At 73.4% G+C, this 24,687-nt stretch carries 19 protein-coding genes, 1 pseudogene and 1 riboswitch; of the genes and pseudogenes, 6 read left to right on the plus strand and 14 right to left on the minus strand.

Annotated elements, in window-relative coordinates:
- Positions 1 to 3 precede the first annotated feature (3 nt).
- The 3 genes from AB0E98_RS06055 to AB0E98_RS06065 form a co-directional block, all read right to left on the minus strand.
- Positions 4 to 657: a response regulator transcription factor gene (locus AB0E98_RS06055; protein WP_229357173.1), complete on the minus strand. Its 654-nt coding sequence runs from the start codon at positions 655 to 657 to the stop codon at positions 4 to 6.
- Positions 658 to 1,468: 811 nt separating this feature from the next.
- Positions 1,469 to 2,242 carry an inositol monophosphatase family protein gene (locus AB0E98_RS06060; RefSeq protein ID WP_361699372.1) on the minus strand — a complete coding sequence of 258 codons (774 nt, stop codon included), beginning with the start codon at positions 2,240 to 2,242 and terminating at the stop codon, positions 1,469 to 1,471.
- A gap of 91 nt (positions 2,243 to 2,333) precedes the next feature.
- Positions 2,334 to 3,464 (minus strand): ferrochelatase, encoded by a 1,131-nt coding sequence (locus AB0E98_RS06065; RefSeq protein WP_361699042.1) that lies wholly within the window; start codon positions 3,462 to 3,464, stop codon positions 2,334 to 2,336.
- A gap of 144 nt (positions 3,465 to 3,608) precedes the next feature.
- Here AB0E98_RS06065 and AB0E98_RS06070 point away from each other — a divergent pair, with 144 nt between their 5' ends.
- Both AB0E98_RS06070 and AB0E98_RS06075 read left to right on the plus strand, forming a co-directional pair.
- Complete coding sequence (locus tag AB0E98_RS06070; RefSeq protein ID WP_361699044.1) at positions 3,609 to 4,871, plus strand: MFS transporter; 1,263 nt, start codon at positions 3,609 to 3,611, stop codon at positions 4,869 to 4,871.
- A complete protein-coding gene (locus tag AB0E98_RS06075) occupies positions 4,813 to 6,168 on the plus strand; it encodes a D-arabinono-1,4-lactone oxidase (RefSeq protein ID WP_361699046.1) in 1,356 nt (451 codons plus the stop codon). Before AB0E98_RS06070 ends, AB0E98_RS06075 begins: the two co-directional genes overlap by 59 nt.
- 76 nt (positions 6,169 to 6,244) lie before the next feature.
- Here AB0E98_RS06075 and AB0E98_RS06080 read toward each other — a convergent pair whose 3' ends face one another.
- Complete coding sequence (locus AB0E98_RS06080; RefSeq protein ID WP_361699048.1) at positions 6,245 to 7,360, minus strand: hypothetical protein; 1,116 nt, start codon at positions 7,358 to 7,360, stop codon at positions 6,245 to 6,247.
- A gap of 402 nt (positions 7,361 to 7,762) precedes the next feature.
- On the opposite strand from AB0E98_RS06080, the gene sepH reads away from it, so the two are divergent.
- Positions 7,763 to 8,842, plus strand: coding sequence for a septation protein SepH (sepH, locus tag AB0E98_RS06085; protein ID WP_361699050.1), 1,080 nt, complete (start codon positions 7,763 to 7,765; stop codon positions 8,840 to 8,842).
- 230 nt (positions 8,843 to 9,072) lie between these two features.
- Here the strand turns inward: sepH and AB0E98_RS06090 are convergent, their stop codons facing one another.
- Positions 9,073 to 9,918: a sulfurtransferase gene (locus AB0E98_RS06090; protein WP_361699052.1), complete on the minus strand. Its 846-nt coding sequence runs from the start codon at positions 9,916 to 9,918 to the stop codon at positions 9,073 to 9,075.
- Positions 9,919 to 10,127: 209 nt separating this feature from the next.
- Between AB0E98_RS06090 and AB0E98_RS06095 the strand changes: the two genes are divergently transcribed.
- A complete protein-coding gene (locus AB0E98_RS06095; protein WP_361699054.1) occupies positions 10,128 to 10,922 on the plus strand; it encodes a VOC family protein in 795 nt (264 codons plus the stop codon).
- A gap of 13 nt (positions 10,923 to 10,935) precedes the next feature.
- On the opposite strand, the gene AB0E98_RS06100 is transcribed toward AB0E98_RS06095, so the two are convergent.
- The 4 genes from AB0E98_RS06100 to AB0E98_RS06115 form a co-directional block, all read right to left on the minus strand.
- Positions 10,936 to 11,601 (minus strand): thymidine kinase, encoded by a 666-nt coding sequence (locus tag AB0E98_RS06100; protein WP_361699056.1) that lies wholly within the window; start codon positions 11,599 to 11,601, stop codon positions 10,936 to 10,938.
- 78 nt (positions 11,602 to 11,679) lie between these two features.
- The gene (locus AB0E98_RS06105) at positions 11,680 to 12,888 is read right to left on the minus strand and encodes a nucleotide pyrophosphatase/phosphodiesterase family protein (protein ID WP_361699058.1); all 1,209 of its coding nucleotides are present in this window, start codon (positions 12,886 to 12,888) and stop codon (positions 11,680 to 11,682) included.
- Entirely contained in the window at positions 12,888 to 13,475 is a 588-nt protein-coding gene (locus AB0E98_RS06110; protein WP_229351399.1) for a DUF5998 family protein, read from the minus strand. Before AB0E98_RS06110 ends, AB0E98_RS06105 begins: the two co-directional genes overlap by 1 nt.
- Positions 13,476 to 13,544: 69 nt before the next feature.
- Positions 13,545 to 16,358 (minus strand): GNAT family N-acetyltransferase, encoded by a 2,814-nt coding sequence (locus tag AB0E98_RS06115; protein ID WP_361699060.1) that lies wholly within the window; start codon positions 16,356 to 16,358, stop codon positions 13,545 to 13,547.
- A gap of 153 nt (positions 16,359 to 16,511) precedes the next feature.
- On the opposite strand from AB0E98_RS06115, the gene AB0E98_RS06120 reads away from it, so the two are divergent.
- Positions 16,512 to 16,793 (plus strand): HPr family phosphocarrier protein, encoded by a 282-nt coding sequence (locus AB0E98_RS06120; protein ID WP_311610940.1) that lies wholly within the window; start codon positions 16,512 to 16,514, stop codon positions 16,791 to 16,793.
- A 225-nt stretch (positions 16,794 to 17,018) separates the two neighbouring features.
- Here AB0E98_RS06120 and AB0E98_RS06125 read toward each other — a convergent pair whose 3' ends face one another.
- The 4 genes from AB0E98_RS06125 to AB0E98_RS06140 form a co-directional block, all read right to left on the minus strand.
- Complete coding sequence (locus tag AB0E98_RS06125) at positions 17,019 to 17,735, minus strand: GntR family transcriptional regulator (protein WP_361699063.1); 717 nt, start codon at positions 17,733 to 17,735, stop codon at positions 17,019 to 17,021.
- A gap of 191 nt (positions 17,736 to 17,926) precedes the next feature.
- A complete protein-coding gene (locus AB0E98_RS06130) occupies positions 17,927 to 18,730 on the minus strand; it encodes a M23 family metallopeptidase (RefSeq protein ID WP_361699065.1) in 804 nt (267 codons plus the stop codon).
- Between the two features lie 13 nt (positions 18,731 to 18,743).
- A riboswitch (cyclic di-AMP (ydaO/yuaA leader) is annotated at positions 18,744 to 18,898 on the minus strand.
- Between the two features lie 225 nt (positions 18,899 to 19,123).
- Positions 19,124 to 20,491: a pitrilysin family protein gene (locus AB0E98_RS06135; RefSeq protein WP_361699374.1), complete on the minus strand. Its 1,368-nt coding sequence runs from the start codon at positions 20,489 to 20,491 to the stop codon at positions 19,124 to 19,126.
- Positions 20,492 to 20,532: 41 nt separating this feature from the next.
- Positions 20,533 to 21,882 carry a pitrilysin family protein gene (locus AB0E98_RS06140; RefSeq protein WP_361699376.1) on the minus strand — a complete coding sequence of 450 codons (1,350 nt, stop codon included), beginning with the start codon at positions 21,880 to 21,882 and terminating at the stop codon, positions 20,533 to 20,535.
- 222 nt (positions 21,883 to 22,104) lie between these two features.
- On the opposite strand from AB0E98_RS06140, the gene AB0E98_RS06145 reads away from it, so the two are divergent.
- Positions 22,105 to 24,561, plus strand: coding sequence for a DNA topoisomerase IV subunit A (locus tag AB0E98_RS06145; protein ID WP_361699067.1), 2,457 nt, complete (start codon positions 22,105 to 22,107; stop codon positions 24,559 to 24,561).
- Positions 24,562 to 24,595: 34 nt separating this feature from the next.
- Here AB0E98_RS06145 and AB0E98_RS06150 read toward each other — a convergent pair.
- Positions 24,596 to 24,687: pseudogene (locus AB0E98_RS06150) on the minus strand (histidine phosphatase family protein); the annotation flags it as partial.

Raw genomic sequence — 24,687 nt, forward strand, 5'->3', positions numbered from 1 at the left:
GGGTCAGATCCGGTATCCGGAGCCCGGGACGGTGACGATCACCGGGGGTTCGCCGAGCTTGCGGCGCAGGGTCATCACGGTGACCCGGACCACGTTGGTGAACGGGTCGGTGTTCTCGTCCCAGGCCTTCTCCAGCAGCTGCTCGGCCGAGACCACAGCCCCCTCGCTGCGCATGAGCACCTCCAGCACCGCGAACTCCTTGGGCGCCAGCTGCACCTCGCGGCCGTCGCGGAACACCTCGCGGCGGTTGGGGTCCAGCTTGATGCCGGCCCGCTCCAGCACGGGCGGCAGCGCCACGGTCGTCCGCCGGCCCAGCGCCCGGACGCGCGCGGTGAGCTCGCTGAACGCGAAGGGCTTGGGAAGGTAGTCGTCGGCGCCGAGCTCCAGGCCGGCCACCCGGTCGCTGACGTCGCCGGAGGCGGTCAGCATCAGGACCCGGGTGGGGATGCCGAGCTCGACGACCTTGCGGCAGACGTCGTCACCATGGACGAGCGGCAGGTCACGGTCGAGCACGACGACGTCGTAGTCGTTGACGGCGATGCGCTCCAGGGCGGCCGCTCCGTCGTACACGACGTCGACGGCCATGGCCTCCCGGCGCAGTCCGGTGGCGACGGCGTCTGCGAGCAGTTGCTCGTCCTCGACGACGAGTACGCGCACGGCGCTGTTCCTTCCTCTTGGCCCGTGTGGGCAGGCGTGATCCCCCTGATGGGTCCCTCCATCCTGCCTCGGATGTCGGTAAACCGGCTGTAAGGGGTGCCTGGCGGTCTGCCTGGGAAGGATTCCGGATTCTTCGGCGGTCACAGGTTTCCGCCCGGACCGGGGTGGGGAAGACGTCTGCACACCCGCGATCACGCTTCTCCGTACGCCTACGCGTATGCGGGTACACCACGCAGTGATCGTTTTCGCCGTGGCACACCCCCGTGCCGCCAACCCACGACGAGGGGGCGCAGCACCATGGACGCGTTCACCGCTGGCATTCTGCAGCGCATAGAGATGACCCGGTCCGACCTCGACCACGCCCGTCGTACGGGCGACGACTACCTCGCCGACGTCGAACAGGCGGAGCTCGACGAGCTTCACCGCCTGGCGGCGGAGCACGGCGTACAAGTCTGATCCGCCTGATCCGCACAGCGCGGAGCGCCCCCGGCACGGAAGCCCCGTGCCGGGGGCGCCTGCGCGTGGGTGCTTGGGCAGGGGTGCTTGGGCGGGGGCTCGTGCGGCGGGTGCGGCACCGCCGGGTGCGCAGCCGGTGGCCAACCGCCGTTGCGGCGGGGAGGGTGCCCCAGTCCTGCCCTTTCACCGTTTCCTGGGGCAGGCCTCCAGCCCCCCGGACGGGCGAGGGGCTTCGCCCCCGCCCCGGCAGCCCGTGGCCGGGGCATGGCTGGAGGCCATCGCGAGGCCCGGTCCGGGGCGGCGGCCCCGGCCGCGACGGCGGGCCACCGACCGTCCCCGGAAGCCGCCCGCAGGGCTAGTCGTGCCAGGCGCCCAGCTCCTCCAGCCGGGCCTGGAGCGGCTCGAAGAGGCCCGGGGCGGCAGCGATCGTCAGCTCGCCCGAGGCCGGGGCCCCGGGGCGGCCGCCCGTCAGGGCGCCGGACTCACGGGCGATGAGGGCGCCGGCCGCGTAGTCCCAGGGGTTGAGCCCGCGCTCGTAGTAGCCGTCGAGCCGGCCGCAGGCCACGTCGCACAGGTCGATCGCCGCCGCTCCGGCGCGGCGGATGTCCCGCACCTCCGGCAGGATCGCGCGCACCACTTCCGCCTGGGCGGCGCGCCGGGCCGTCAGATAGCCGAAGCCCGTGCCGATGAGGGCCTGGGCGAAGGCGGGCGCGGGCCGGCAGCGCAGCCGCCGCTCCCCCTCGAAGGCACCCCGCCCGCGCACGGCGCGGTACGTCTCGCCGCGCATCGGCGCCGCGACGACGCCCACGACCGCCTCTCCGTCGATCTCGGCGGCTATCGACACGGCCCACGACGGCAGCCCGTACAGATAGTTGACCGTGCCGTCGAGGGGGTCGATCACCCAGCGCACCCCGCTGGTGCCCTCGGTGCTGGCCCCCTCCTCCCCCAGCAGCCCGTCGTGCGGGCGGCGCCCCGCGATGAAGCCGGTGATCAGCTTCTCGGCGGCGATGTCCATCTCGGTGACGACGTCGATGGGGCTGGTCTTGGTGGCGGCCACGCCGAGATCGGCGGGCCGGCCGTCGCGCAGCAGCGCTCCGGCCCGGTCGGCGGCCTCCAGGGCCACGGCCAGGAGCTCGTCCTTGAGGACGTCGAGGGCGCCGGGGGCATCAGGCGCATCAGGGGCGTCGGGGGCGTCGTTCACAGTCACGGTCAGCGGCTCCTTACGCGTACGGGCTGTCGGCGCCGGCGGCGGCCGGGCGCGGGGCCCGCGCCGGGCAGCAGCCGACGGGGCAGAGGTCGTGGGAGGGCCCGAGCGAGCCCAGCGCGCAGCGCTCGGGCCGCTCTCCCCGCTCGGTCGCCGCGCGCTCCAGCACCAGCTCGCGGACGGCGGCGGCGAAGCGCGGGTCGGCGCCGACGGTGGCGGCCCGGGCCACGGGCAGGCCCAGCTCGGCGGCCTTGGCGGTGGCCTCGGTGTCGAGGTCGTACTTGACCTCCATGTGGTCCGAGACGAAGCCGATGGGCACCATGACGACGGCCGGCGCGCCCTCGGCGCTCACCGTCTCCAGGTGGTCGCAGATGTCGGGCTCGAGCCAGGGGATGTGCGGGGCGCCGCTGCGGGACTGGTAGACGAGGCGCCAGGGGCGGTCCTCGACGCCGGTCTCCTCGCGCACCGCCTCCGCGACGAGCCGGGCGACGTCGAGGTGCTCGGCGACGTAGGCGCCGCCGTCGCCGTGGCCCTCGGCCGCGCCGGAGGTGTCGGCGGCGGCCGTGGGGATGGAGTGGGTGGTGAAGGCCAGATGGGCGCCGGCCCGGGCCTCCTCGGGCAGCCGGGCGAGCGCGGCCAGCGTCGCCTCGGCCATGGGAGCGACGAAGCCGGGGTGGTTGAAGTAGTGCCGCAGCTTGTCGACGCGCGGCAGGGGCAGGCCCTCGGCCTCCAGCGTGGCCAGCGCGTCGGCGAGGTTCTCCCGGTACTGCCGGCAGCCGGAGTAGGAGGCGTAGGCGCTGGTGGTCAGGGCGAGCACCCGGCGGTGGCCGTCGGCCACCATCCGGCGCAGCGTGTCGGTCAGGTACGGCGCCCAGTTGCGATTGCCCCAGTAGACCGGGAGGTCGACGCCGCGCGCCGCGAAGTCCTCGCGCAGGGCGCGCAACAGCGCCCGGTTCTGGTCGTTGATCGGGCTGACGCCACCGAAGAGGAAGTAGTGCTGCCCGACCTCCTTGAGCCGCTCGCGGGGGATGCCCCGGCCGCGGGTGACGTTCTCCAGGAACGGGACGACGTCGTCCGGCCCCTCGGGCCCGCCGAAGGAGAGCAACAGCAGGGCGTCATAGGGGGCGTGGGATGGCTGATCCGACATGCCTCCGATCCTGCCACCCGCCACTGACAGCCGGGAAATGGCGGTGCGTCGCACGAACGTACAGACGTAAGCTGTATCGGCCACCTTCGTCCCTTACGGCACCCTCGCCCCGTCCCCCAGTGCCGACTTCCCCGGGAGCCGTCGTTGTCCAGTCCCTACCGCGCGATATTCGCCGCACCCGGCACCAAGGGCTTCGCCGCGGCGGGCCTCGTCGGCAGGCTGCCCCTGTCGATGCTCGGCATAGGCGTCGTCACGATGATCTCCCAGCTGACCGGCCGGTACGGGCTGGCGGGCGCCGTCTCGGCGACCCTGGCGCTCTCCGCCGCCGTCCTGGGACCGCAGGTCTCCCGGCTGGTCGACCGGCACGGGCAGCGGCGCGTGGTCCGCCCGGCGACGGCCCTCGCGCTGGCGGCCGTCGCCGGGCTGCTGGTGAGCGCGCAGCAGCGCTGGCCCGAGTGGACGCTCTTCGTCTTCGCGGCGGGCGCGGGCTGTGTGCCGAGCGTGGGGTCGATGGTGCGGGCCCGGTGGGCGGCGCTGTTCCACGGCTCGCCGCGCGAGCTCCACACGGCGTACTCGGCCGAGTCCGTCATCGACGAGGTCGTGTTCATCATCGGGCCGATCCTGTCGATCGGCCTGTCCACGAGCTGGTTCCCCGAGGCGGGTCCGCTGCTGGCGGCCTGCTTCCTGGCGATCGGCGTGGTGTGGCTGACCGCGCAGCGGGCCACCGAGCCGAAGCCGCACCCCCGGACGGACCAGACGGCGGGCTCCGCGCTGGGCTCGCGGGGGCTTCAGGTGCTGGTGGTGGTCTTCGCGGCCACCGGCGCCCTGTTCGGCTCCATCGACGTCGTCACCGTGGCCTTCGCCGAGGAGCAGGGCCACAAGGCCGCCTCCAGCCTGGTGCTCGCGGTGTACGCGCTGGGCTCCGGGATCGCCGGCGCGGTCTTCGGCCTGCTCCACCTGCGGGGTGACGCCGCCCGCCGCTGGGTTCTGGGCGTGTGTGCGATGGCCGTGAGTATGATCCCCCTCCAACTGGTCGGGAACCTGCCGTTCCTGGCCGTGGCGCTCTTTGTCGCGGGCCTGGCCATCGCGCCGACGATGGTGACCACGATGGCCCTCGTCGAGCAGCACGTACCGCGCGCGAAGCTGACCGAGGGCATGACCTGGACGAGCACCGGGCTGGCGGTCGGCGTGGCGCTCGGCTCGTCGGCCGCCGGCTGGGTGGTGGACGCGGCCGGGGCCCGGGCGGGGTACGCGGTGTCCGGCGCGGCGGGACTGCTCGCGGCCGTCGGCGCGTTCCTCGGATACCGCCGGCTGCGGCCGGCGCCGGAGCGGGTGGGGGTGCGCGCCCATGGGGGCGACGGCAAGGACGAACAGCACCTGGCGGAACAGCGCCACCAGGAAGCATGACGAAGGCTTATGGCGCAACTGGGCGGGGAACGTCACCGCCCGTCCCGCCCGCACGGTGGCCCCGCGGACCGCGGAGGAACTGGCCGCGGCGGTCGTCCGGGCCGCCTCCGACGGCCTGAAGGTGAAGGCGGTCGGCAGCGGCCACTCCTTCACCGCCGCGGCCGCCACCGACGGTCTGCTGATACACCCGGAGGGCCTGACCGGCATCCGTTCGGTCGACCGGGACGCCGGGACCGTGACGGTCGGTGCGGGCATGACACTCCGCCGGCTCAATGAGGAGCTCTCCGCCCGGGGCCTGTCCCTGACGAACATGGGCGACATCATGGAGCAGACGGTCTCCGGGGCCGTCAGCACCGGCACCCATGGCACCGGCCGCGACTCGGGCGCGATCGCCGCCCAGGTCGCCGGGCTGGAGTTGGTGACCGCCGACGGTTCGGTGCTGACCTGCTCGGCGCGGGAGGACCCGGAGGTGTTCGCCGCGGCGCGGGTGGGCCTCGGCGCACTGGGGGTGATCACCGCGATCACCTTCCGGGTCGAGCCGGAGTTCCTGCTCGCCGCGCGCGAGGAGCCGATGTCCTTCGGCGCGGTGACGTCCGGCTTCGACGCGCTCGTCGCGGAGAACGAGCACTTCGAGTTCTACTGGTTCCCGCACACCGACCGCTGCACCACCAAGCGGAACAACCGAGTCGAGGGCCCGGCGGCCCCGCCCGGCCGGGCCGCCGCCTGGGTGCAGGACGAACTGCTGTCGAACGGGGTCTTCGGCGCCGTCTGCGCGCTGGGCCGGGCCGTCCCCGGAACGGTCCCCGGAATCGCCCGGCTCTCCGCCCGGGCCCTGTCCCCCCGTACGTACACCGACATCCCTTACAAGGTCTTCACCAGCCCCCGCCGGGTGCGCTTCCTGGAGATGGAGTACGCGCTGCCGCGCGAGGCGGCGACGGCGGCCCTGCGGGAGCTGCGGGCGATGATCGAGCGCCGGCGGCTGCGGGTGAGCTTCCCCGTGGAGGTACGGACGGCCCCGGCGGACGACATCCCGCTGTCCACCGCTTCGGGCAGGGATACGGCCTATATCGCCGTACACATGTACAGGGGTACCCCGCACCAGGCGTATTTCACGGCCGTCGAGCAGATCATGACGGCCCATGGGGGCCGGCCGCACTGGGGGAAGCTGCACAACCGCGACGCCACGTATCTGGCGGACGTCTATCCGCGCTTCGCGGAGTTCACGGCGGTACGGGACCGGCTGGATCCGGAGCGCGTCTTCGGCAACGCCTACCTGCGGCGGGTCCTGGGCGAGTGACACCACGGGCGCCGGGCTCGGTCCCCTCGGGGGAGGTCCGCCGCCCGGCGCCCGTGATGTTCCCGCGCGTCTCGTCCTACGAGGCCGTGCCGGTACCGGAGCCGGTGCCCGCGCCCGTACCGGCCGCGGCGTTCTGGCCGGGCTGCGGCGAGGGGGACTGGCCGCCCGTGCCACCGGAGCCCTGGCCACCGGTGCCGCCGCCCTTGCCGTCCGTCCCGCCCTTGCCGGCGTCCGGCGACGAGCCGCTGTCCGGCGTCGGGGTCGGCTTCGGCGTGGAGCCGCCGCCGGAGGACGGGGTCGGCCCCGGGTCCGGCGTCTGCTTGCCCGTACCGCTGCCGCCGCCCTGCTGCGACGCGCCCGGCGAAGGGGTCGCGCCGCTCTCGCCGGCGCCCGCCTCGCTCCCGCCGTGCGAGCGGCCGGGGTCCGGGGCCTGCGACGGATCCGGGTCCTGCTTCTTCTCGCTCTTGCCCGGCTGGAAGATCCGGCTGACGGTCGTCCCGCCCTTGTCCCCGTCCGCGCTGGAACCGGAGACGAGCTCCACCGCCGTCACCGTGCCCATGGCCAGGGCGAAGACGCCCGCGGCCGCCAGCAGCGGGCGCTTCCAGCCGCGCAGCCGGGTGCCGTGGGTCGTGCCGTGCGAGAACGTGTCGGAGTAGCCGTGGATGTACGCGTCGTCCTGCGCGCCGGTGTACGCACCGGCGTACGCCTCGGATTGCGCCGGATTCGCACCGGGATGTGACACCTGGTGCAGCAGTTGCGTACGGTCCTCGGTCCCCGGCAGCGCGCCTGTCGCGTCGACCTGTCCGAGCAGCTGGGTGCGCTCCAGGCCGGACCGGCCGTCCCGTGCCGCTCCCGCTGCGGGGAGCACGGTCGTCGCGGCGTCGGCCGAGCGCGCCCGGTCCACGGCGCGGGACGCGTCGCGCACCGGCACCTGACGGAGCCGGGGCTCCGCCGGGCCCGCCGCCTCGCGTATCTGCTCACCCGTACGTTTGAACAGGTGCTGGAAGACTGTGCCACCCGTAGTGGCCACCACGCTGACGACACCGGCACCGAGTACCGTGCCGTATACACCGAGTTTGCCCGCGAGCAGGGCCGCCACGACCGCCGCCAGAGCACTACCGGACACCTGTGCGACGCTCAGTTCCAGGCGCTTGCCCTTGGCTTTTGCCTCACTTTCGGCTTTGTCGTCCATCTCCAGCCTCTGTTGTTCCTTTCGGTCCCTCTTATAGCCAGAAGAGACATTCGAGCCCAACGAACAGTTCCGAATCGGGCGATTATGTGAACCTCGCCACCCACGGGAACCAAGTCCGGCCGAGCCCGCCCCAAGGGGCGCATTCCAACTCCCTTGCCGCAGGTGAACTTCGCTGGCGCGCCGATCCACGCCCGCTGGCCCGAATGGAGTACTGTGGCGAGCCCTGGCCCCAATATCCCGTTCGGCTGCCCGGAATCCACCGGATCCGGCGGGAGGGGCCCGGGCGGCTCTCGCCCCGTCAACTCGGCAATGTTGTGGCAGGCTGCTACCCGGGCAGGCCACACTCGACTAGCGGAAGCAGCGACGCAGGTGACGTCGGCAGGCACCACCCGGGAGGTCCCCATGCCCGAACTGCGTGTCGTGGCAGTCTCCAACGACGGCACACGGCTGGTTCTCAAGTCTGCGGACAGCACGGAGTACACCCTTCCCATCGACGAGCGGCTCCGCGCCGCCGTGCGCAACGACCGCGCACGCCTCGGCCAGATCGAGATCGAGGTGGAGAGCCACCTCCGGCCCCGCGACATCCAGGCCCGTATCCGGGCCGGCGCCTCGGCGGAGGAGGTCGCCCAGCTCGCGGGCATCCCCGTGGAGCGCGTACGGCGCTTCGAGGGCCCCGTGCTCGCCGAACGCGCCTTCATGGCGGAGCGGGCCCGCAAGACGCCCGTACGCCGCCCCGGCGAGAACAGCGGCCCGCCGCTCGGCGAGACCGTCGCGGAGCGCATGATGCTGCGCGGCGCCGAGAAGGACACCGCCCAGTGGGACTCCTGGCGCCGCGACGACGGCACCTGGGAAGTCCTGCTGGTCTACCGCGCCGCCGGGGAGCCGCGCGCGGCCAGCTGGACCTACGATCCGCCGCGCCGGATCGTTCAGGCGCTGGACGACGAGGCGCGGGCGCTCATCGGCGAGACCGACGACACGCCCGAGCCGACCTTCCCGTTCGTGCCGCGCATCGCCCGGCTGCCGCGCGACCGGCCGCTGGACCGTTCCCTCGACCGGGACCGGCAGTCCGCCGACGGCGCGGACGCGGAGGCGCCCTCCGGCGAGGCGCCGACCGAGGACGCGCCCAAGGAGCGCGACCGTGACTCGCTGACCAGCCTCCTGGAGGCCGTGCCGAGCTTCCGGGGCGACATGGTCGTACCCGAGCCGCCCTCGACGCCCCCGGCCGTCGGCGCGATCCCCTCGCCCCCGTCCGAGGCCCCGGCGGAGGAGCCGGAGGTCGTGGAGCCCCCGGCCCCGGCCGCCAGCGCCGGGTCCGCCTACGCGGACGTCCTCATGCCGCGGTCGGTGGCGGGACACCGCGAACGCCTGACCGGCACGACGGACCGCCAGGCCGAGGCGGACGGCGTCCGCCCTGGGCGACGGGCGGCGGTGCCGAGCTGGGACGAGATCGTTTTCGGGACGCGGCGGAAGAAGCAGGACTGATCCGGACGGCAGGACTGATCCGGCCGACAGGCCGGTTCGGCACCGCCGCCCCCGGTGGGGGTTGCTCGCCATCGCGGCGGGGGGGGGAGGCCCCGGTCCCTCCCCCAGCTACCGCTGGGAGGTGCCCCCATTTCACCGTTTCCTGGGGGCGGTGCCCCCAGACCCCCTCTGACGACCGCCGGGTGCCTGGGGGCCTGCCCCCAGGCACCCTCACCCGCCCCGGCGGGTGGTCAGCCCGCTTCCGGCCCCATCGCCACCGGCCGTGCCGGGTCGGAGGACCACTCGCTCCACGATCCGACGTACAGCGCCGCCGGCACGCCCGCCACCGCCAGTGCCAGGATCTCGTGCGCCGCGGAGACGCCCGAGCCGCAGTAGACGCCCACCTCCGCCGCGCCGGGCGCACCCGTCGCCCCCAGCGCCACGAAGCGCGCCGCGAGCTCGGAGGCCGGGCGGAAGAGGCCGTCCTCGGCGACGTTCTCGGTCGTGGGGGCGGAGACCGCGCCGGGAATGTGCCCGGCGACCCGGTCCAGCGGCTCCACCTCACCCCGGTAGCGCTCCCCCGCACGCGCGTCCAGCAGCACCCCGCGCCGCGCCAGCGCGACCGCGCCGTCCGCGTCGAGCACCGGCAGCGCGCCCGGCTCGGGCACGAAGTCGCCGTCGGCCGGCGCCGGTACCTCCGTCGTCAGTTCTCCCCCGGCCGCGTTCCACGCGGCGAGCCCGCCGTCCAGGACGCGTACGGACGGATGCCCGGCCCAGCGCAGCATCCACCACGCCCGGGCGGCGGCCCAGCCCAGACCGTCGTCGTAGACGACGACCGGGCGGTCGGAGCGCACCCCCGCCCGGCGCATCGCCGCCCCGAACGCCCCGGTGTCCGGCAGCGGATGACGGCCCCTCTTCCCCGGCTCGCCGGCGAGTTCGGCGTCCATGTCGACATAGACGGCGCCCGGGAGATGCCCGGCCTCGTACTGGGGCCGGCCGGGCGCGCCTCCGGGCCGGTAGCGGATGTCCAGGAGCGTCGGCGGCCGCTCGCCGGCCGACTCGCTCGCCCATTCCTTCGCGGTGATGATGACGTTCATGAACCCATCCTGGCGTAGTCCCCGTTGCTCCGAACGGTCCCCTGGCCAGAAGGCGCTTTGCTGATCGATACTGGACGGCGCTGCCGAGGACACGGAAGCGGAACGCGAATTCGGGCATGCTCAGCGGGAACCCTTACGCCCGGCGCGGCCGGGGCGCGTGTCCCGGCGGGGACGCGCGGCCACCACGATGGTCCGAGGAGATACTGACGATGACCGAGGTATGGGGCTCCTCCGAGCACGGCGAGGGCACCCGGCGGCAGACACCGGGCACTCCTTGCTGGACCAGTCTCCTGGTGCAGGACCTGGAGGCGACCAAGGAGTTCTACAGCGGGCTGTTCGGGTGGTCCTACTACAGCCCGGGGCCCGGCCGCCCGGGGCCGTACGTACGGGCCACGGTCGACGGCCACGATGTCGCCGGGATCGGGGGCCTGCCGCCCGATCGTCAACTCGCCAACGCGTGGACCACCTATCTGGCGAGCGACGACGCGGACGTCTCCGCGGAGTGGATCCACTGCGCCGGCGGAACGGTAGGCGTGGGTCCGCTGGCCGCCGAGGACGCGGGGCGGCTGGTGCTCGCCACGGACCCGGCGGGGGCGCCGTTCGGCGTCCGGCAGGGGCGGGGGATGGTGGATCCCGGGACGACGGGCGCGCCGGGCACCCCGGTCTGGCACGAACTGGTGACCCATGACGCCGCCGCGGTGCTGAAGTTCTACCGCGCGCTGTTCGGGTATGAGACGAAGTCGTCCGGCGCCGTGGGCGCCGACACGTTCACGCTCCACCTGGACGGCCGTCCGGTGGCCGCGATCCGGGGCGCGGGGCCGGCGCTGCGGTATCCGCACTGGATGACGTATTTCGAAGTGGCGGACGTGGACACGGCCGCCGAGCGGGTCGCCGAGCTGGGCGGCCGGGTCGTGGAGGGCCCGGCGGAGATGACGGCCGGGCACGCGGCGACGGTCGAGGACCCGGAGGGCGCGGTCTTCACCCTGCTGCGGACGGCGCGCTAGCGGGCCGTCCGGTTCAGCCCGCGTTCTCGGTCTCGGGGTCCACCGGCAGTACGTCCGGCGACAGGGCAGCCGCACGCGCGGCGGCCGCCGTGAGCCGGCGGCGGTGGTGGCGCCGGCACAGCACCTCGTAACCGACCACGGTCTCCGGCTGGTTGACGTCGCCGACGACGACCTGCGCGCCCTCGACGACCATCTCCCCGCCGACCGTACGGGCGTTGTGGGTGGCCCGTGCCCCGCACCAGCACAGCGCCTCGACCTGGAGGACCTCGACGCGGTCGGCGAGTTCGATCAGGCGCTGGGAGCCGGGGAAGAGCTTGGTGCGGAAGTCGGTGGTGATACCGAAGGCGAAGACGTCCAGTTCGAGGTCGTCGACGATCCGGGCCAGCTGGTCGATCTGCTCCGGGGCGAGGAACTGGGCCTCGTCGCAGATGGCGTAGTCCGCGCGGCCGCCCGCCGAGAGGTGTGCGACCAGGTGCGCGTAGAAGTCGAACCCCTCCCCCGCCTCGACGGAGTCGGTGACCAGGCCGAGCCGGGAGGACAGCTTGCCCTCGCCCGCGCGGTCGTTGCGGGTGAAGATCAGCCCCTCGAGGCCGCGCGCCGACCGGTTGTGCTCGATCTGCAGAGCGAGGGTGCTCTTTCCGCAGTCCATCGTTCCGGAGAAGAACACCAGCTCGGGCATGGGAAGGCATGCCTTTCGTTTGATCGTGGGGGGAGGTGAGATCAGGGGGAACGGGCTCCGCTCGCGAGCGGGCTTCGCTCAGGAGCGGACTTCGAGGAGCGGCACGAGCTGCTCGACGGGCGTCATGGAACCGTGGAGGCCGACCATCTTCGACTCGTTGGGCTCGGTCTCCGTGGCGACGATCGCGACGTCGTCGCGGGCGGCGGCGACGACGTCGCCGATCCGCGCGTACACCCGGTCGTCGACGCCCTCGCCGGGCGGGCCGAACCAGCCCGCCTCGATGGCCTCGTCCCGGCCCGCGACCCACATCTGCTCGCCGAGCACCTCGCGCCACACGGTCAGGACGTCGGCGGCCGCGCCGGGCACCGCGTAGACATGGCGGGCCCGCGCCTCGCCGCCCAGCAGGGCGACCCCGGCGCGCAGCTCCCAGTCCTCGTCGAAGTCGATGCGCGACTCCGGGTCGAACGGGATGTCGATCATGCCGTGGTCGGCGGTGATGTAGAGGGCCGAGCGCGGCGGCAGCTGCTCGGCGAGTCGCCGGGCGAGCAGGTCCACGTACATCAGCTGGCCGCGCCACTCCTCGGAGTCGACGCCGAAGCGGTGGCCCTTGCCGTCGACCTCGCTGTAGTACGTGTAGACGAGCGAGCGGTCCGCGGCGCCGAGGCGCTGGGCGGCGAAGTCCATCCGTTCCTCGCCGGAGAGCCGGCCGTGGAAGGTGCCGCCGCTCAGCGCGACCTTGGTCAGCGGCGTGTGCTCGAAGTCCGGCGCGGAGACCTGGCAGGTGGCGATCCCGGCAGCGTCCGCGAGCTGGAAGACGGTGGGGTACGGCTGCCAGGCGTGGGGGTCGGTCCAGGGGCGCCAGCGCAGCTGGTTCATCAGCTGCCCGGTGGCCGGGTCGGCGACGGTGTAGCCGGCCAGACCATGGGCGCCGGGCGGCAGGCCCGTGCCGACCGAGGCGAGGGAGGTCGCCGTGGTGGAGGGGAAGCCGGCGGTCATGGGCACGCCGGTGCCGTTCATGGACGTGCCCAGCAGCGAGTGGAGGAACGGGGCCTCGTCGGGGTGGGCGCGCAGCAGCTCCCAGCCCAGGCCGTCGATCAGGAAGACGCAGACCCGGTCGGCGGGCGCCAGCTCCAGTCCGGAGGTGAGGCCGGGCACACCCAGGCCCGCCGCGACCGAGGGCAGCAGGTCGGCGAGGGAGCCGGTGCCGTAGCGGGGCAGCGGGGCGGAGCGGGGGTCGAGCGGAGCCGGCTCGGGCCAGGCCGCGCCGGCGACGGTGGAATACGACATCAGCGGGCGGTCGCCGCGGTGGCCTCGGAGAGCGCCTGGGCGAAGGCGAGGGTCTGACGGACGGTGTCCGGGCCGTCACCCGCCTCGCTGACCCGCAGGCTGAGGTCGTCGGCGGTGGAGGAGCCGGTGTAGCCGTGGTCGGCGTCGCAGTTCGGGTCGCCGCAGGCGGCGGGCTCGAGGTCGATGCGGGAGACCGCGCCCCAGCCGATGGTCAGGACGACCTCGCGGGGCAGGGTGCCCGGGGTGTAGGCCTCGGGGTTGGCGACGACACGGCTGAGCACCACCGAGGAGATCCGGTCGAGCTTCACGGACTCGGTGGAGGTGGTGGCGTAGGGCGACGGGGAGGTGCCGTCGGCGGCCTGCTCGTCGGTGTGGCTGACGATGAATCGGGTGCCGGTGAGGACGAGCACCGTGACATGGCGGCGCACCTCGTTCGAGTCGAACGTCGTCTCCTGGTGGACCAGGTACGACACGACCGGCTCACCGCCCACGGCGGCTTCCACCGCCTCGGCCACGAGGGCCGGGTAGTAGCCGCTGCGCTCGATAGCCGCGCGCAGCCCCTGGGTCGTCGTACCGGTCTTCGCCATACGCCCATCCTACGGGGCGTACGGGGTCCGGCTGCCGCCGATCCCCGGCCAGGGACCCGGTACGGGGACTCAGTACAGGGGCAGACTCCGCGGCCCGAGGTCGGAGCGGGCCGGGGGCGGGGCCAGCCGGATGGTCGCGCCGAGGACGTGCACCCCGTGCTGGGCGACGATCACCGGCTCCAGGTCGGCGCCCACGACCTCCGGGTGGTCGTCGACGAGGCGCGAGACCCGCAGCAGCAGCTCCTCCAGGGCCGCGGTGTCCACGGGGGCGGAGCCGCGCCAGCCGAAGAGCAGCGGCGCGGTGCGCACGGAGCGGATGAGCTCGGCGACGTCCCGGTCGGTGGCCGGGACGAGGCGGTGGGCGATGTCCCCGAGCAGCAGGGACGGCGCGCCGGCCAGCCCGAAGGAGAGCACCGCGCCGGCGGTGGGGTGGATGGCGGCGCGGACGACGGTGTCGACGCCGCGGGGGGCCATGGACTGCACGACGAGGCTCAGCTCCTCGGGCTTGCCGAGCAGCTCGGTCAACTCCGTGTACGCGCGGCGCAATTCCGCCTCACCGCCGAGGTCGAGGCGGACCCCGCCGAGGTCGGCGCGGTGACGGAGGTGGGGCGCGGTGGGCTTGAGGGCCACGGGGAAGCCGAGCCGCCGGGCGGCGTCCACGGCGCTGTCGGGGTCGGGCGCGGGCAGGGCGGGCAGCACGGCGATGCCGTAGCGGGCGAGGAGGCGCTGGGTGTCGGGGGCTGAGAGCGTCACGGCGCGCGGGGCGACGGCGCCATGGGCCCGGAGCAGGACGTCGATGTCGGCGGCGGCGCCCTCTTCGTCGATGTCGTCGTACTCGGGCACCCGCCCGGGCACGGCGACGTCCCGCCGCCACCGCGCATAACGCACGGCCTCGGCAAGCGCCCGCACGGCCCGCTCGGCGGCGGGATAGGCGGGTATCCGCACGGGGGCGCCTGCGGCTGGGCCGGGGACGGATGCGGTGCCGATCGCGGCAGCGGTCTGCGGCTCGCCACTGGTGGTGGCGGAGCCGCCCGGCTCGTCCGCTCGGGCCGGGCCCGGTGCCGCCAGGGCTTCGGCCAGGCCCGGGATCTCCAGGTGGACCACCGCCACCGGCTTCGCGGTGGGGGCCGTCGCGACGGCCTCGCGCAGGGCGGTGGCGAGGTCGGCGGCGGAGGTGTCGCCGACCCAGGGGATGGCGGTGACGACCACCGCGTCGCAGGCCCGGTCGGCCAGCGCGGCCGAGAGCGCGGCCCGGAAGTCCGCCGGGGTGGCGGACGTGGTCAGGTCGCGGGGCAGCAGGGGTCGCAGCCCGTCCGTGAGGCAGGCGTCGTACGTGAGCAGGGCGAGGGATTCGGAGTTGCCGCAGATCGCGACGCGAGGGCCCTCGGGGAGCGGCTGGGAGGCGAGGAGCAGCCCGGCGTCGGCCAGCTCGGTGACCGTGTCGACGCGGATGACGCCGGCCTGGCGCAGCAGGTCGGAGACCGTGGCGTCGGGGATACGGGTGGAGGGCACGGCGTGGCCGGTGGGGGCGGCGGCACCGTGCCGGGCGCCCTTGACGACGACGAGCGGCTTACGGGCGGCCGTGCGCCGGGCGAGGCGGGCGAACTTCCGCGGATTGCCGATGGATTCCAGGTACATGAGGACGACGTCGGTGTCGGGGTCGTCGTGCCAGTGCTGGAGGAAGTCGTTGCCGGAGACGTCGGCGCGGTTGCCGGCGGAGACGAAGGTGGAGATGCCCACGAGGCCGGCCGCCCGCCGGTGGAGCCCGGAGAGCAGGGCGATGCCGATCGCGCCGGACTGGCTGAACAGCCCGACCCGTCCGGCGGCGGGCAGCTCGGGGGCGAGGGAGGCGTTGAGCCTGACGGCCTCGGCGGTGTTGATGAGGCCGAAGGAGTTGGGGCCGATGACGCGCATGCCGTACGAGCGGGCCTGGCGGACCAGCTCGCGCTGGCGGGCGCGGCCCGTCCCCCCGCTCTCGGCGTATCCGGCGGTGAGCACGACGAGCCCCTGGACGCCGTGCTCACCGCAGTCGGCGACGACGGCGGGGACCTGCTCGGCGGGGACGGCGACGATCGCGAGGTCCACCGGCTCGGCGATGCCGAGGACGGAGCGATGGGCGGGGACGCCCTCGGGCTCCAGGAGCGAAGGTTCTTCGGGGAAGGCGAGGTTGACCGCGTACGTCCGCCCGGTGAAGCCGCCGGCGACGATGTTGCGCAGGACGGTGCGGCCCATGCCGCCGGGCTCGCGGCCGGCGCCGACGACGGCGACGGAGCGGGGTGTGAGCAGGCGCTGCACGGAGCGGGCCTCGGCGCGCTGTTCGCGGGCGCGCTGCACGGCGAGGGAGGCGTCGGTGGGCTCCAGGTCGAGGCCGAGGCGGACGACGCCGTCCTCGAAGCTGCGCTTCTGTGTGTAGCCCGCGTCCGTGAAGACCTTGATCATTTTCGTGTTGGCGGGCAGCACCTCGGCGGCGAAGCGCCGGATCGAGCGCTCGCGCGCGACGGCCGCGACGTGCTCGAGCAGGGCGGAGGCGACACCGCGGCCCTGGTGGGCGTCCTGGACGAGGAAGGCGACCTCGGCCTCGTCGGCCGGGGCGATGCGGTCGTAGCGCACCGTGGCGATGAACTCGTCGCCCACGATCGCGGCGAGGCCCACCCGGTCGACGTAGTCGTGGTGGGTGAAGCGGTGGACGTCCCGGTCGGAGAGGCGGGGGTAGGGGGCGAAGAAGCGGTAGTACTTGGACTGGTCCGACACTTGCTCGTAAAAGCTGACCAGCCGTCCCGCGTCGTCGGGCGTGATGGGGCGGATGTGGGCGATGCCGCCGTCGCGCAGCACGACGTCGGCTTCCCAGTGGGTCGGGTACGCGTGCTCGGACGGCGTCTGCATGGGCCCAGCGTAAGGCCGGGTACCGACAGTGGTCCGGTGCCGCCCGGCCCACGGGGCGCGACCGAAGGTCCCAGGTGGGGCGCGCGCACTGGGCACCGCGCGCCCCGTGCCACAATGGTCTAGACAACCAATATCGACTTGAAGGGCAACACCATGGTTGAGCGCCGCGTAAACGTCGGCTGGGCCGAGGGCCTGCACGCCCGGCCCGCGTCGATCTTCGTCCGTGCGGCGACCGCCGCCGGCGTCCCCATGACGATCGCCAAGGCGGACGGCAACCCCGTCAACGCCGCCTCCATGCTCGCCGTGCTGGGCCTGGGCGCCCAGGGTGGCGAGGAGATCGTCCTCGCCAGTGAGGCGGAGGGGTCCGAGGCCGCGCTCGACCGTCTGGCCAAGCTCGTCGCCGAGGGGCTCGAGGAGCTCCCGGAGACCGTCTGATCCACCGGCCCGCCCCTCCCCGGGCGGGACCGCGCGGCGGGGCCGCGGCAGCCGACCGAGGCCGCCGCGGCCCCGCTGTCGTATCCAAGGGCCGTATCCCGCGGCTGTGCCCACAGGCTTTTCACGCGCCGTGCGCGCCGCTCTCCGCAGACGCGCACGGCGTGCCCCGACCGGGGACCGCCACGAATTCCCGGCCGCTATTCCTCCAGGAATAGCGGGCCCTCGTCAAGAACGGACGCCCGCCGTGTTTACGGGCTGTTTCGGCGGATGGACGCGGTCGCCGCCGGTCCGCCGCAGCAGGAATTCACCGGGTGAACGGCCGGCCCGTACGGCGGCCAGCTCCCGGGCGCGTTCCACGTCTCCGCGGGCCACCGCGTCCACCAGCGCCCCGCACGCCTCCCAGGTCTCCACCGGCCGGACCACGGGCCCCGGGGCGTACACCCAGGCGATCTTGCGGCGCAGCTGGGTCAGGAGCCCGGCGACCGAGGGGCTGCCGGACGCCTGGGCGAGCGTCTCGTCGAACCAGTCGCCGAGCTGGCGCAGCTCGGCGCAGCGGCCCGCGCGGGCCCGCTCCTGACCGAGTCTGACCAGGCCCCGCAGTACCTTGAGATGGGCCTCGGAGCGCCGCTGCGCGGCCTTGGCCGCGCCCAGCGGCTCCAGCAGGGCCCGGATGTCGAGAAGGTCGGCGGCCTCGCGCTCGGTGGGTTCGGCGACACAGGCGCCGGCGTGCCGACGGGTGGTCACGAAGCCCTCGGAGGCGAGGGTGCGCAGCGCCTCGCGCACGGGCACCCGTGAGACGCCGTAGCGGCGGGCGAGGATTTCCTCGATGAGCCGGCTGCCCGGCGGGAAAGCGCCGGAGACGATGTCGTCGCGGATGGCGGTGCACACCGCGTGCGTGGAAATACGACGGCTCTCGCGCGGCCCTTCGCCGTCGCCGCTCACGTACGGCCCCGCATGGGTCTACCTCCGCCTCATGCCTCAATCCCCGTGCAGCACGGCCGATTGACGTCCGTTCGGCGACTCTATGGCAATCCCGGGCGTTTTCCGATGGTGCCGCCGCTTCATGGATATTTTTTGGCCAACACGAAGGCCCCGGCCGGGGGCCGGGGCCTTTCGGAAGTCGTCGCGCGTCGTTACAGGTTGACGCCGTGCGCGGCCATGTAGGCGATCGGGTCGATGTCCGAGCCGTAGGTGGGGGCCGTGCGGGCCTCGAAGTGCAGGTGCGGGCCGGTGACGTTGCCAGTGGCGCCGGAGAGGCCGATCTGCTGGCCCGGGGTGACCGACTGACCGACGGAGACGTCGATGGAGGACAGGTGGCCGTACTGGGTGTACGTGCCGTCGGCCATCTGGATGACGACGTTGTTGCCGTAGGCGCCGCCGTAGCCGGCCTCGACGATGGTGCCCATGCCCACCGCGTGGACGGAGGTACCGGTCTCGGCGTGCATGTCGATGCCGGTGTGGCTGCCGGAGGACCACAGGCCGCTGGAGGCCTTGTAGGCGGTGGAGACGTAGGAGCCGTCGATCGGGCTCACGAAGGTGCCGAGGCGCTTGCGCTCCTCGTCGCGGGCGGCCTTCGCCTTGGCGGCACGCTCCTCCTCGGCCTTGCGCTGGGCCTCTTCGTAGCGCTGCTTGGCCTGGACGGCCTTCTGCTTGGCGCTCTCCTCGGCCTGGAGGCGGGCGGCGGCCTCGTCGGCGGCGCTGCGCTGGGACTCGGCCTGGGCGTCGACGTGCTCGGCCATGACGTCACCGATGACGACGGCCTGGGTCAGGCCGGTGTCCTCGGGGCGCTGGGTGTCGTCGGAGGCGGCGAAGGCCGGGGCGGCGACACCGGCGACGACGCCGGCGGCCGTCAGGGTGGCTATGCCCGCGACGTTGGCGCTGACGCGCGCGGCGCGGCTCGGACGACGGTGCTTCCCGGTGGCACGGGTGAACGCCATGTCTGCGGCTGTTCCTTTCCTTCCCTCTCGCCTACCGGGTTAGCTGACGGGTTCGGAGCAGGAAGGTCTCCTACGGATCCCTCGTGAGAGGGGCCCGATTCACCCCAGGGACGTTTGGGTCCCCGGCTCCCCTCGGCTCGCGCCTCGGGAACTCGGCGATGGCTTCCCGGGGGCCGCGGTCGCGGCTCCGATAGGCGGGCTGCCGGGCCTGACGCTAATCGGCGTCAGATTCGAACAGCAAACAGAAGTGGGCTTTTATGACGTACGCCACACGACCAACATGCAACCACCGCCCGAAAGCGGACATAAGAGAGGCGCATGGGTCACAACGGACCCATGCGCCAACGCGGCCCCGACGCAGCGTGGCCGCCGCGCCGGGGTGGTGAGTCGCCGTCAGGCGGGGATGACCGTCACCGGGCCGATGCCCAGGGCCTTGACGGGCTCGGCGATCTCGGCGGCGTCACCGACGAGGACGGTGACGAGGCGGTCGGCCGGGAAGGCGCTCACGACGGCCGCCGTGGCCTCCACCGTGCCGGCCTGCGCGAGGCGTTCGTACAGCCGCGCCTGGAAGTCGTCCGGCAGGTACTGCTCGACCTGGTCGGCGAAGGTCGCGGCGACGGCCGCGGCCGTCTCGTACTTCAGCGGCGCGACACCGACCAGGTTCTGCACGGCGACGTCGCGCTCGGCCTCGGTCAGGCCCTCCGCCGCCAGGGTGCGCAGCACGGTCCACAGATCCTGGAGCGCGGGGCCGGTGTTGGGGGTGTCCACGGAGCCGCTGATGGCGAGCATGGCCGTGCCCGTGCCGTCGGGGGCGGAGAGCAGCACCTGGCCGAAGGAGCGCACGCCGTAGGTGTAGCCCTTCTCCTCGCGCAGGACACGGTCCAGGCGGGAGGTGAGGGTGCCGCCGAGGCAGTAGGTGCCGAGGATCTGGGCGGGCCAGATGCTCGCGTGCCGGTCGGGGCCGGTACGGCCGATGAGGAGCTGCGTCTGCACGGCGCCGGGCCGGTCCACGATGACGACGCGGCCGGTGTCGTCGGCGGTGACGGCCGGCACGGGCAGCGGCTCGGCGGTGGTGCCGGTCCAGGTGCCCAGGGACTCCGCCAGGGTGCGGTCGAGGTCGATGCCGGTGAAGTCGCCGACGATCGCCACGGTGGTGGTGGCGGGGCGGACATGGGCCTCGTAGAAGGACCGGACCGCCGCGGCGTCGACGCGCTCGACGGTCTCCTGCGCGCCCTGACGGGGGCGGGACATCCGGGAGTCGGCCGGGAAGAGCTCGGCGGCCAGCGCCATGGCCGCCCGGCGGGCCGGGTTGGCCAGCTCGTGCGGGATCTCGTCCAGGCGGTTGTCGACCAGGCGCTCGATCTCGCTGTCCGGGAAGGCCGGGGCGCGCAGGGCGTCGGCGAGCAGGCCCATGGCCTTGCCCAGCCGGGAGGCCGGGACCTCCAGGGAGAGCCGGACACCGGGGTGGTCGGCGTGGGCGTCGAGGGTGGCGCCGCAGCGCTCCAGCTCGGCGGTGAACTCCTCGGCGCTGAGCTTGTCGGTGCCCTCGGAGAAGGCGCGCGCCGTGATCGTGGCGACGCCGTCCAGGCCCTCTGGCTCGGCGGCCAGGGGCGCGTTCAGGACGACGTCGACGGCGACGACCTGCTGGCCGGGGCGGTGGCAGCGCAGCACGGTCAGCCCGTTGGGGAGCAGTCCGCGCTCGGGGGCGGGGAAGGCCCAGGGGGTGGCGGTGCCGGGCTGGGGCTGCGGGTGGAAGTCCATCGAGGCCTTTGCGGTCTGGGTGCTCGCGGCTACGGCGTCGCTCACCGGTCCGCCTCCTCTTCCTCGTTCTCGCCGGCGGCGTCGGTGCCGGACTGGGGCGTGGGCTCGTACACCAGCACGGCGCGGTTGTCGGGGTGCAGCCGGGCCTTGGCGACCTCCTGCACCTCCCCGGGGGTGACGTCCAGGACGCGCTGAACGGCGGTCAGGGCGAGCTGGGGGTCGCCGAAGAGCACGGCGAAGCGGCAGAACTCGTCCGCACGGCCGCTGACGGTGGCCAGCCGGTCCAGCCACTCGCGCTCCAGCTGGGCCTGGGCGCGCTCCATCTCCTCGGGCGTCGGGCCCTCGGCCGCGAAGCGGGCGAGCTCGTCGTCGACGGCGGTCTCGATCGCGGGAACCTCCACGCCGCCGGACGCCTTGACGTCCAGCCAGCCGAGCGAGGGGGCGCCGGCCAGGCGCAGCAGGCCGAAGCCGGCCGCGACGGCGGTGCGGTCGTGCCGGACCAGGCGGTTGTGCAGGCGGGAGGACTCGCCGCCGCCGAGGATGGTCAGCGCCAGGTCGGCGGCGTCGGCCTCGCGCGTGCCGTCGTGGGGCAGGCGGTAGGCGGCCATCAGGGCGCGGGAGGGCACCTCCTCGCGGACGACCTCGCGCAGCTGCTCGCCGATGGTGTCGGGCAGCCGGCCGTCGCGCGGGGGCTGCTTGGCGTCGTGCGCCGGGATGGAGCCGAAGTACTTCTCGATCCAGGCGAGCGTCTGCTCGGGGTCGATGTCGCCGACGACCGACAGGACCGCGTTGCCCGGCGCGTAGTAGGTGCGGAAGAAGGCGCGCGCGTCCTCCAGGGAGGCGGCGTCCAGGTCGGCCATGGAGCCGATGGGCGTGTGGTGGTACGGGTGGCCGTCGGGGTAGGACATGGCCGTCAGCTTCTCGAAGGCCGTGCCGTAGGGCACATTGTCGTACCGCTGGCGGCGCTCGTTCTTGACGACGTCGCGCTGGTTCTCCATCGACTCGTCGTCGAGGGCGGTGAGCAGCGAGCCCATCCGGTCGGCCTCGAGCCACAGGGCCAGCTCCACCTGGTGGGTGGGCATGGTCTCGAAGTAGTTGGTGCGCTCGAAGCTGGTGGTGCCGTTGAGCGAGCCGCCGGCGCCTTGGACCAGCTCGAAGTGGCCGTTGCCCTTGACCTGGGCCGAGCCCTGGAACATCAGGTGCTCGAAGAGGTGGGCGAGGCCGGTACGGCCCTTGACCTCATGGCGCGAGCCGACGTCGTACCAGAGGCAGACCGCGGCGACGGGGGTCAGGTGGTCCTCGGAGAGGATCACCCGCAGGCCGTTGGCCAGGCGGTGCTCGGTCGCTGTCAGGCCGCCGGAGCCGGCCTGTTGCGTGGCCGTGTGACCCATGGGCATGTACGTCCCTTCGATCTCTTGAGATCCCGCGGTGCCTCGCGACGACTCGCGTGATGAACAGTCCTGTCACTGTATGCAAGCGCGCTGACATCTGGCGAAGTTCCCGAACCGCCGGGGATGCCCCGGACGGGTCGCGGTCGGCGTTGTCGGTGGCTCGGTCCACAATGGTCGGCGTCAGAACCGCCTCGGCAATCGATCGAAGGAGCAGCAGCCGCGATGGCCCGCCGCAGCACGAAGACCCCGCCGCCGGAAGAGTTCGAGGAGCGCATCCTCGACATCGACGTCGTCGACGAGATGCAGGGCTCCTTCCTCGAGTACGCGTACTCCGTCATCTACTCCCGTGCCCTGCCCGACGCCCGGGACGGCCTCAAGCCGGTCCAGCGCCGCATCCTCTTCCAGATGAACGAGATGGGCCTGCGGCCCGAGCGGGGGCACGTGAAGTGCGCCCGGGTCGTCGGCGAGGTGATGGGCAAGCTCCATCCGCACGGCGACGCCTCGATCTACGACGCCCTGGTGCGCATGGCGCAGCCCTTCTCGATGCGGCTGCCCCTGGTGGACGGCCACGGCAACTTCGGCTCGCTGGGCAACGACGACCCGCCCGCGGCCATGCGTTACACCGAGGCCCGGATGGCGGCGCCGACGTCGCTGATGACGGACTCGATCGACGAGGACACCGTCGACTTCACGCCGAACTACGACGGCAGCGAGCAGGAGCCGGTGGCCCTCCCGGCCGCCTATCCGAACCTGTTGGTCAACGGCTCGTCCGGCATCGCGGTCGGCATGGCGACGAACATGCCGCCGCACAACCTCGGCGAGGTCGTCGCCGCCGCCCGGCACCTGATCCGGCACCCGGGCGCCGACCTCGACACCCTGATGAAGTTCGTCCCGGGTCCCGACCTGCCCACGGGCGGCCGCGTCGTCGGCCTGAGCGGGATCCGCGACGCGTACGAGACCGGCCGCGGCACGTTCAAGATCCGCGCCACGGTCTCCGTGGAGAACGTCACGGCCCGCCGCAAGGGCCTGGTCGTCACGGAGCTGCCGTTCGCGGTGGGCCCGGAGAAGGTCGTCTCCAAGATCAAGGACCTGGTCGGCTCCAAGAAGCTCCAGGGCATCGCCGACGTCAAGGACCTCACCGACCGCGCCCACGGCCTGCGCCTGGTCATCGAGATCAAGAACGGCTTCAACCCCGAGGCCGTCCTGGAGCAGCTCTACAAGCTGACGCCGATGGAGGAGTCCTTCGGCATCAACAACGTGGCGCTCGTCGACGGGCAGCCCCTGACGCTGGGCCTCAAGGAGCTGCTGGAGGTCTATGTCGACCACCGCTTCGAGGTGGTCCGCCGGCGCAGCGAGTTCCGGCGCGGCAAGCGGCGCGACCGGCTGCATCTGGTCGAGGGTCTGCTGGTGGCGCTCGTCGACATCGACGAGGTCATCCAAATCATTCGATCGAGCGATAACGCCGCGGCCGCCAAGGCGTCACTCGTGGAGCGCTTCTCCCTCTCCGAGGTGCAGACCCAGTACATCCTCGACACCCCGCTGCGCCGCCTGACCAAGTTCGACCGGATCGAGCTGGAGTCGGAGCGCGACAAGCTCACCGCGGAGATCGCCGAGCTGACCCGGATCCTGGAGTCGGACGCGGAGCTCCGCAAGCTCGTCTCGGCGGAACTGGCGGACGTGGCGAAGAGGTTCGGCACCGACCGGCGCACGGTGCTGCTGGAGTCGGCGGGCACGCCGGCCTCGGCGGTGCCGCTGAAGGTCGCGGACGACCCGTGCCGGGTGCTGCTGTCCTCCACCGGCCTCCTGGCCCGTACGGCCACGGGTGAGCCGGTGGACGCCTCGGCCGACACCAAGCGCGTGAAGCACGACGTGATCGTCTCGGCCGTCCCGGCGACGGCCCTGGGCGAGGTGGGCGCGGTGACCTCCGACGGGCGGCTGCTGCGGCTGCGGGTGATCGACCTGCCGCAGCTGCCGGAGACGGCGGCCCCGCCGAACCTGGCGGGCGGCGTCCCGGTGTCGGAGTTCCTGTCGCTGGCGGACGGCGAGCGCCTGGTCTGTCTGACCACGCTCGACGAGTCCTCGCCGGGCCTGGCCATCGGTACGGAGCAGGGCGTGGTCAAGCGCGTGGTCCCGGACTATCCGGCCAACAAGGACGAGCTGGAGGTCATCGCCCTCAAGGACGGCGACACCATCGTCGGCGCCGTCGAGCTGCGCACGGGCGAGGAGGATCTGGTCTTCATCACGGACGACGCCCAGTTGCTGCGCTACCAGGCCTCGCAGGTCCGGCCGCAGGGCCGCCCGGCGGGCGGCATGGCGGGCGTCAAGCTGTCGCCGGACGCGAAGGTCATCTCCTTCACGGCCGTCGACCCCGCGGAGGACGCGGTGGTGATCACGGTCGCGGGCGCCCGGGGCGGGCTGCCGGACGCGGTCTCCGAGGGCACGGCGAAGGCGACGCCGTTCGACCAGTACCCGCGCAAGGGGCGGGCCACGGGCGGTGTGCGCTGCCAGCGCTTCCTCAAGGGCGAGGACTGCCTCGTCCTGGCCTGGGCGGGCGCCGCCCCGGCGCGGGCCGCGACGGACGCCGGCCTGCCCGCCGAGCTGCCGGCCACCGACCCGCGCCGTGACGGTTCGGGTACGCCGCTGCCGAAGCCGGTGGCCGTGGTGGCCGGCCCGGTGTAGGCCTTACCGGTCCGGTCGGGGGGTACGCGTGGGCCCGGACAGCCTCCTTCTCGCCCTTCTCGTTGAGGTTGACGTCCACCCAGCCGGTGAACAGGTTCTTCGCGTTCCATTCGCTCTCGCCGTGGC

The sequence above is a fragment of the Streptomyces sp. NPDC037389 genome (genome assembly GCF_040636475.1).
Lineage (GTDB): Bacteria > Actinomycetota > Actinomycetes > Streptomycetales > Streptomycetaceae > Streptomyces > Streptomyces hesseae.

What these genes read in the sequence shown, in the direction of transcription:
- AB0E98_RS06065 (WP_361699042.1), bottom strand. Translation starts at nt 3,464, where the DNA reads ATGTCGGATCAGCCATCCCACGCCCCCTATGACGCCCTGCTGTTGCTC.
- AB0E98_RS06075 (WP_361699046.1), top strand. Translation starts at nt 4,813, where the DNA reads ATGGGGGCGACGGCAAGGACGAACAGCACCTGGCGGAACAGCGCCACC.
- AB0E98_RS06080 (WP_361699048.1), bottom strand. Translation starts at nt 7,360, where the DNA reads ATGGACGACAAAGCCGAAAGTGAGGCAAAAGCCAAGGGCAAGCGCCTG.
- sepH (WP_361699050.1), top strand. Translation starts at nt 7,763, where the DNA reads ATGCCCGAACTGCGTGTCGTGGCAGTCTCCAACGACGGCACACGGCTG.
- AB0E98_RS06090 (WP_361699052.1), bottom strand. Translation starts at nt 9,918, where the DNA reads ATGAACGTCATCATCACCGCGAAGGAATGGGCGAGCGAGTCGGCCGGC.
- AB0E98_RS06095 (WP_361699054.1), top strand. Translation starts at nt 10,128, where the DNA reads ATGACCGAGGTATGGGGCTCCTCCGAGCACGGCGAGGGCACCCGGCGG.
- AB0E98_RS06100 (WP_361699056.1), bottom strand. Translation starts at nt 11,601, where the DNA reads ATGCCCGAGCTGGTGTTCTTCTCCGGAACGATGGACTGCGGAAAGAGC.
- AB0E98_RS06105 (WP_361699058.1), bottom strand. Translation starts at nt 12,888, where the DNA reads ATGTCGTATTCCACCGTCGCCGGCGCGGCCTGGCCCGAGCCGGCTCCG.
- AB0E98_RS06110 (WP_229351399.1), bottom strand. Translation starts at nt 13,475, where the DNA reads ATGGCGAAGACCGGTACGACGACCCAGGGGCTGCGCGCGGCTATCGAG.
- AB0E98_RS06115 (WP_361699060.1), bottom strand. Translation starts at nt 16,358, where the DNA reads ATGCAGACGCCGTCCGAGCACGCGTACCCGACCCACTGGGAAGCCGAC.
- AB0E98_RS06120 (WP_311610940.1), top strand. Translation starts at nt 16,512, where the DNA reads ATGGTTGAGCGCCGCGTAAACGTCGGCTGGGCCGAGGGCCTGCACGCC.
- AB0E98_RS06130 (WP_361699065.1), bottom strand. Translation starts at nt 18,730, where the DNA reads ATGGCGTTCACCCGTGCCACCGGGAAGCACCGTCGTCCGAGCCGCGCC.
- AB0E98_RS06135 (WP_361699374.1), bottom strand. Translation starts at nt 20,491, where the DNA reads ATGGACTTCCACCCGCAGCCCCAGCCCGGCACCGCCACCCCCTGGGCC.
- AB0E98_RS06140 (WP_361699376.1), bottom strand. Translation starts at nt 21,882, where the DNA reads ATGGGTCACACGGCCACGCAACAGGCCGGCTCCGGCGGCCTGACAGCG.
- AB0E98_RS06145 (WP_361699067.1), top strand. Translation starts at nt 22,105, where the DNA reads ATGGCCCGCCGCAGCACGAAGACCCCGCCGCCGGAAGAGTTCGAGGAG.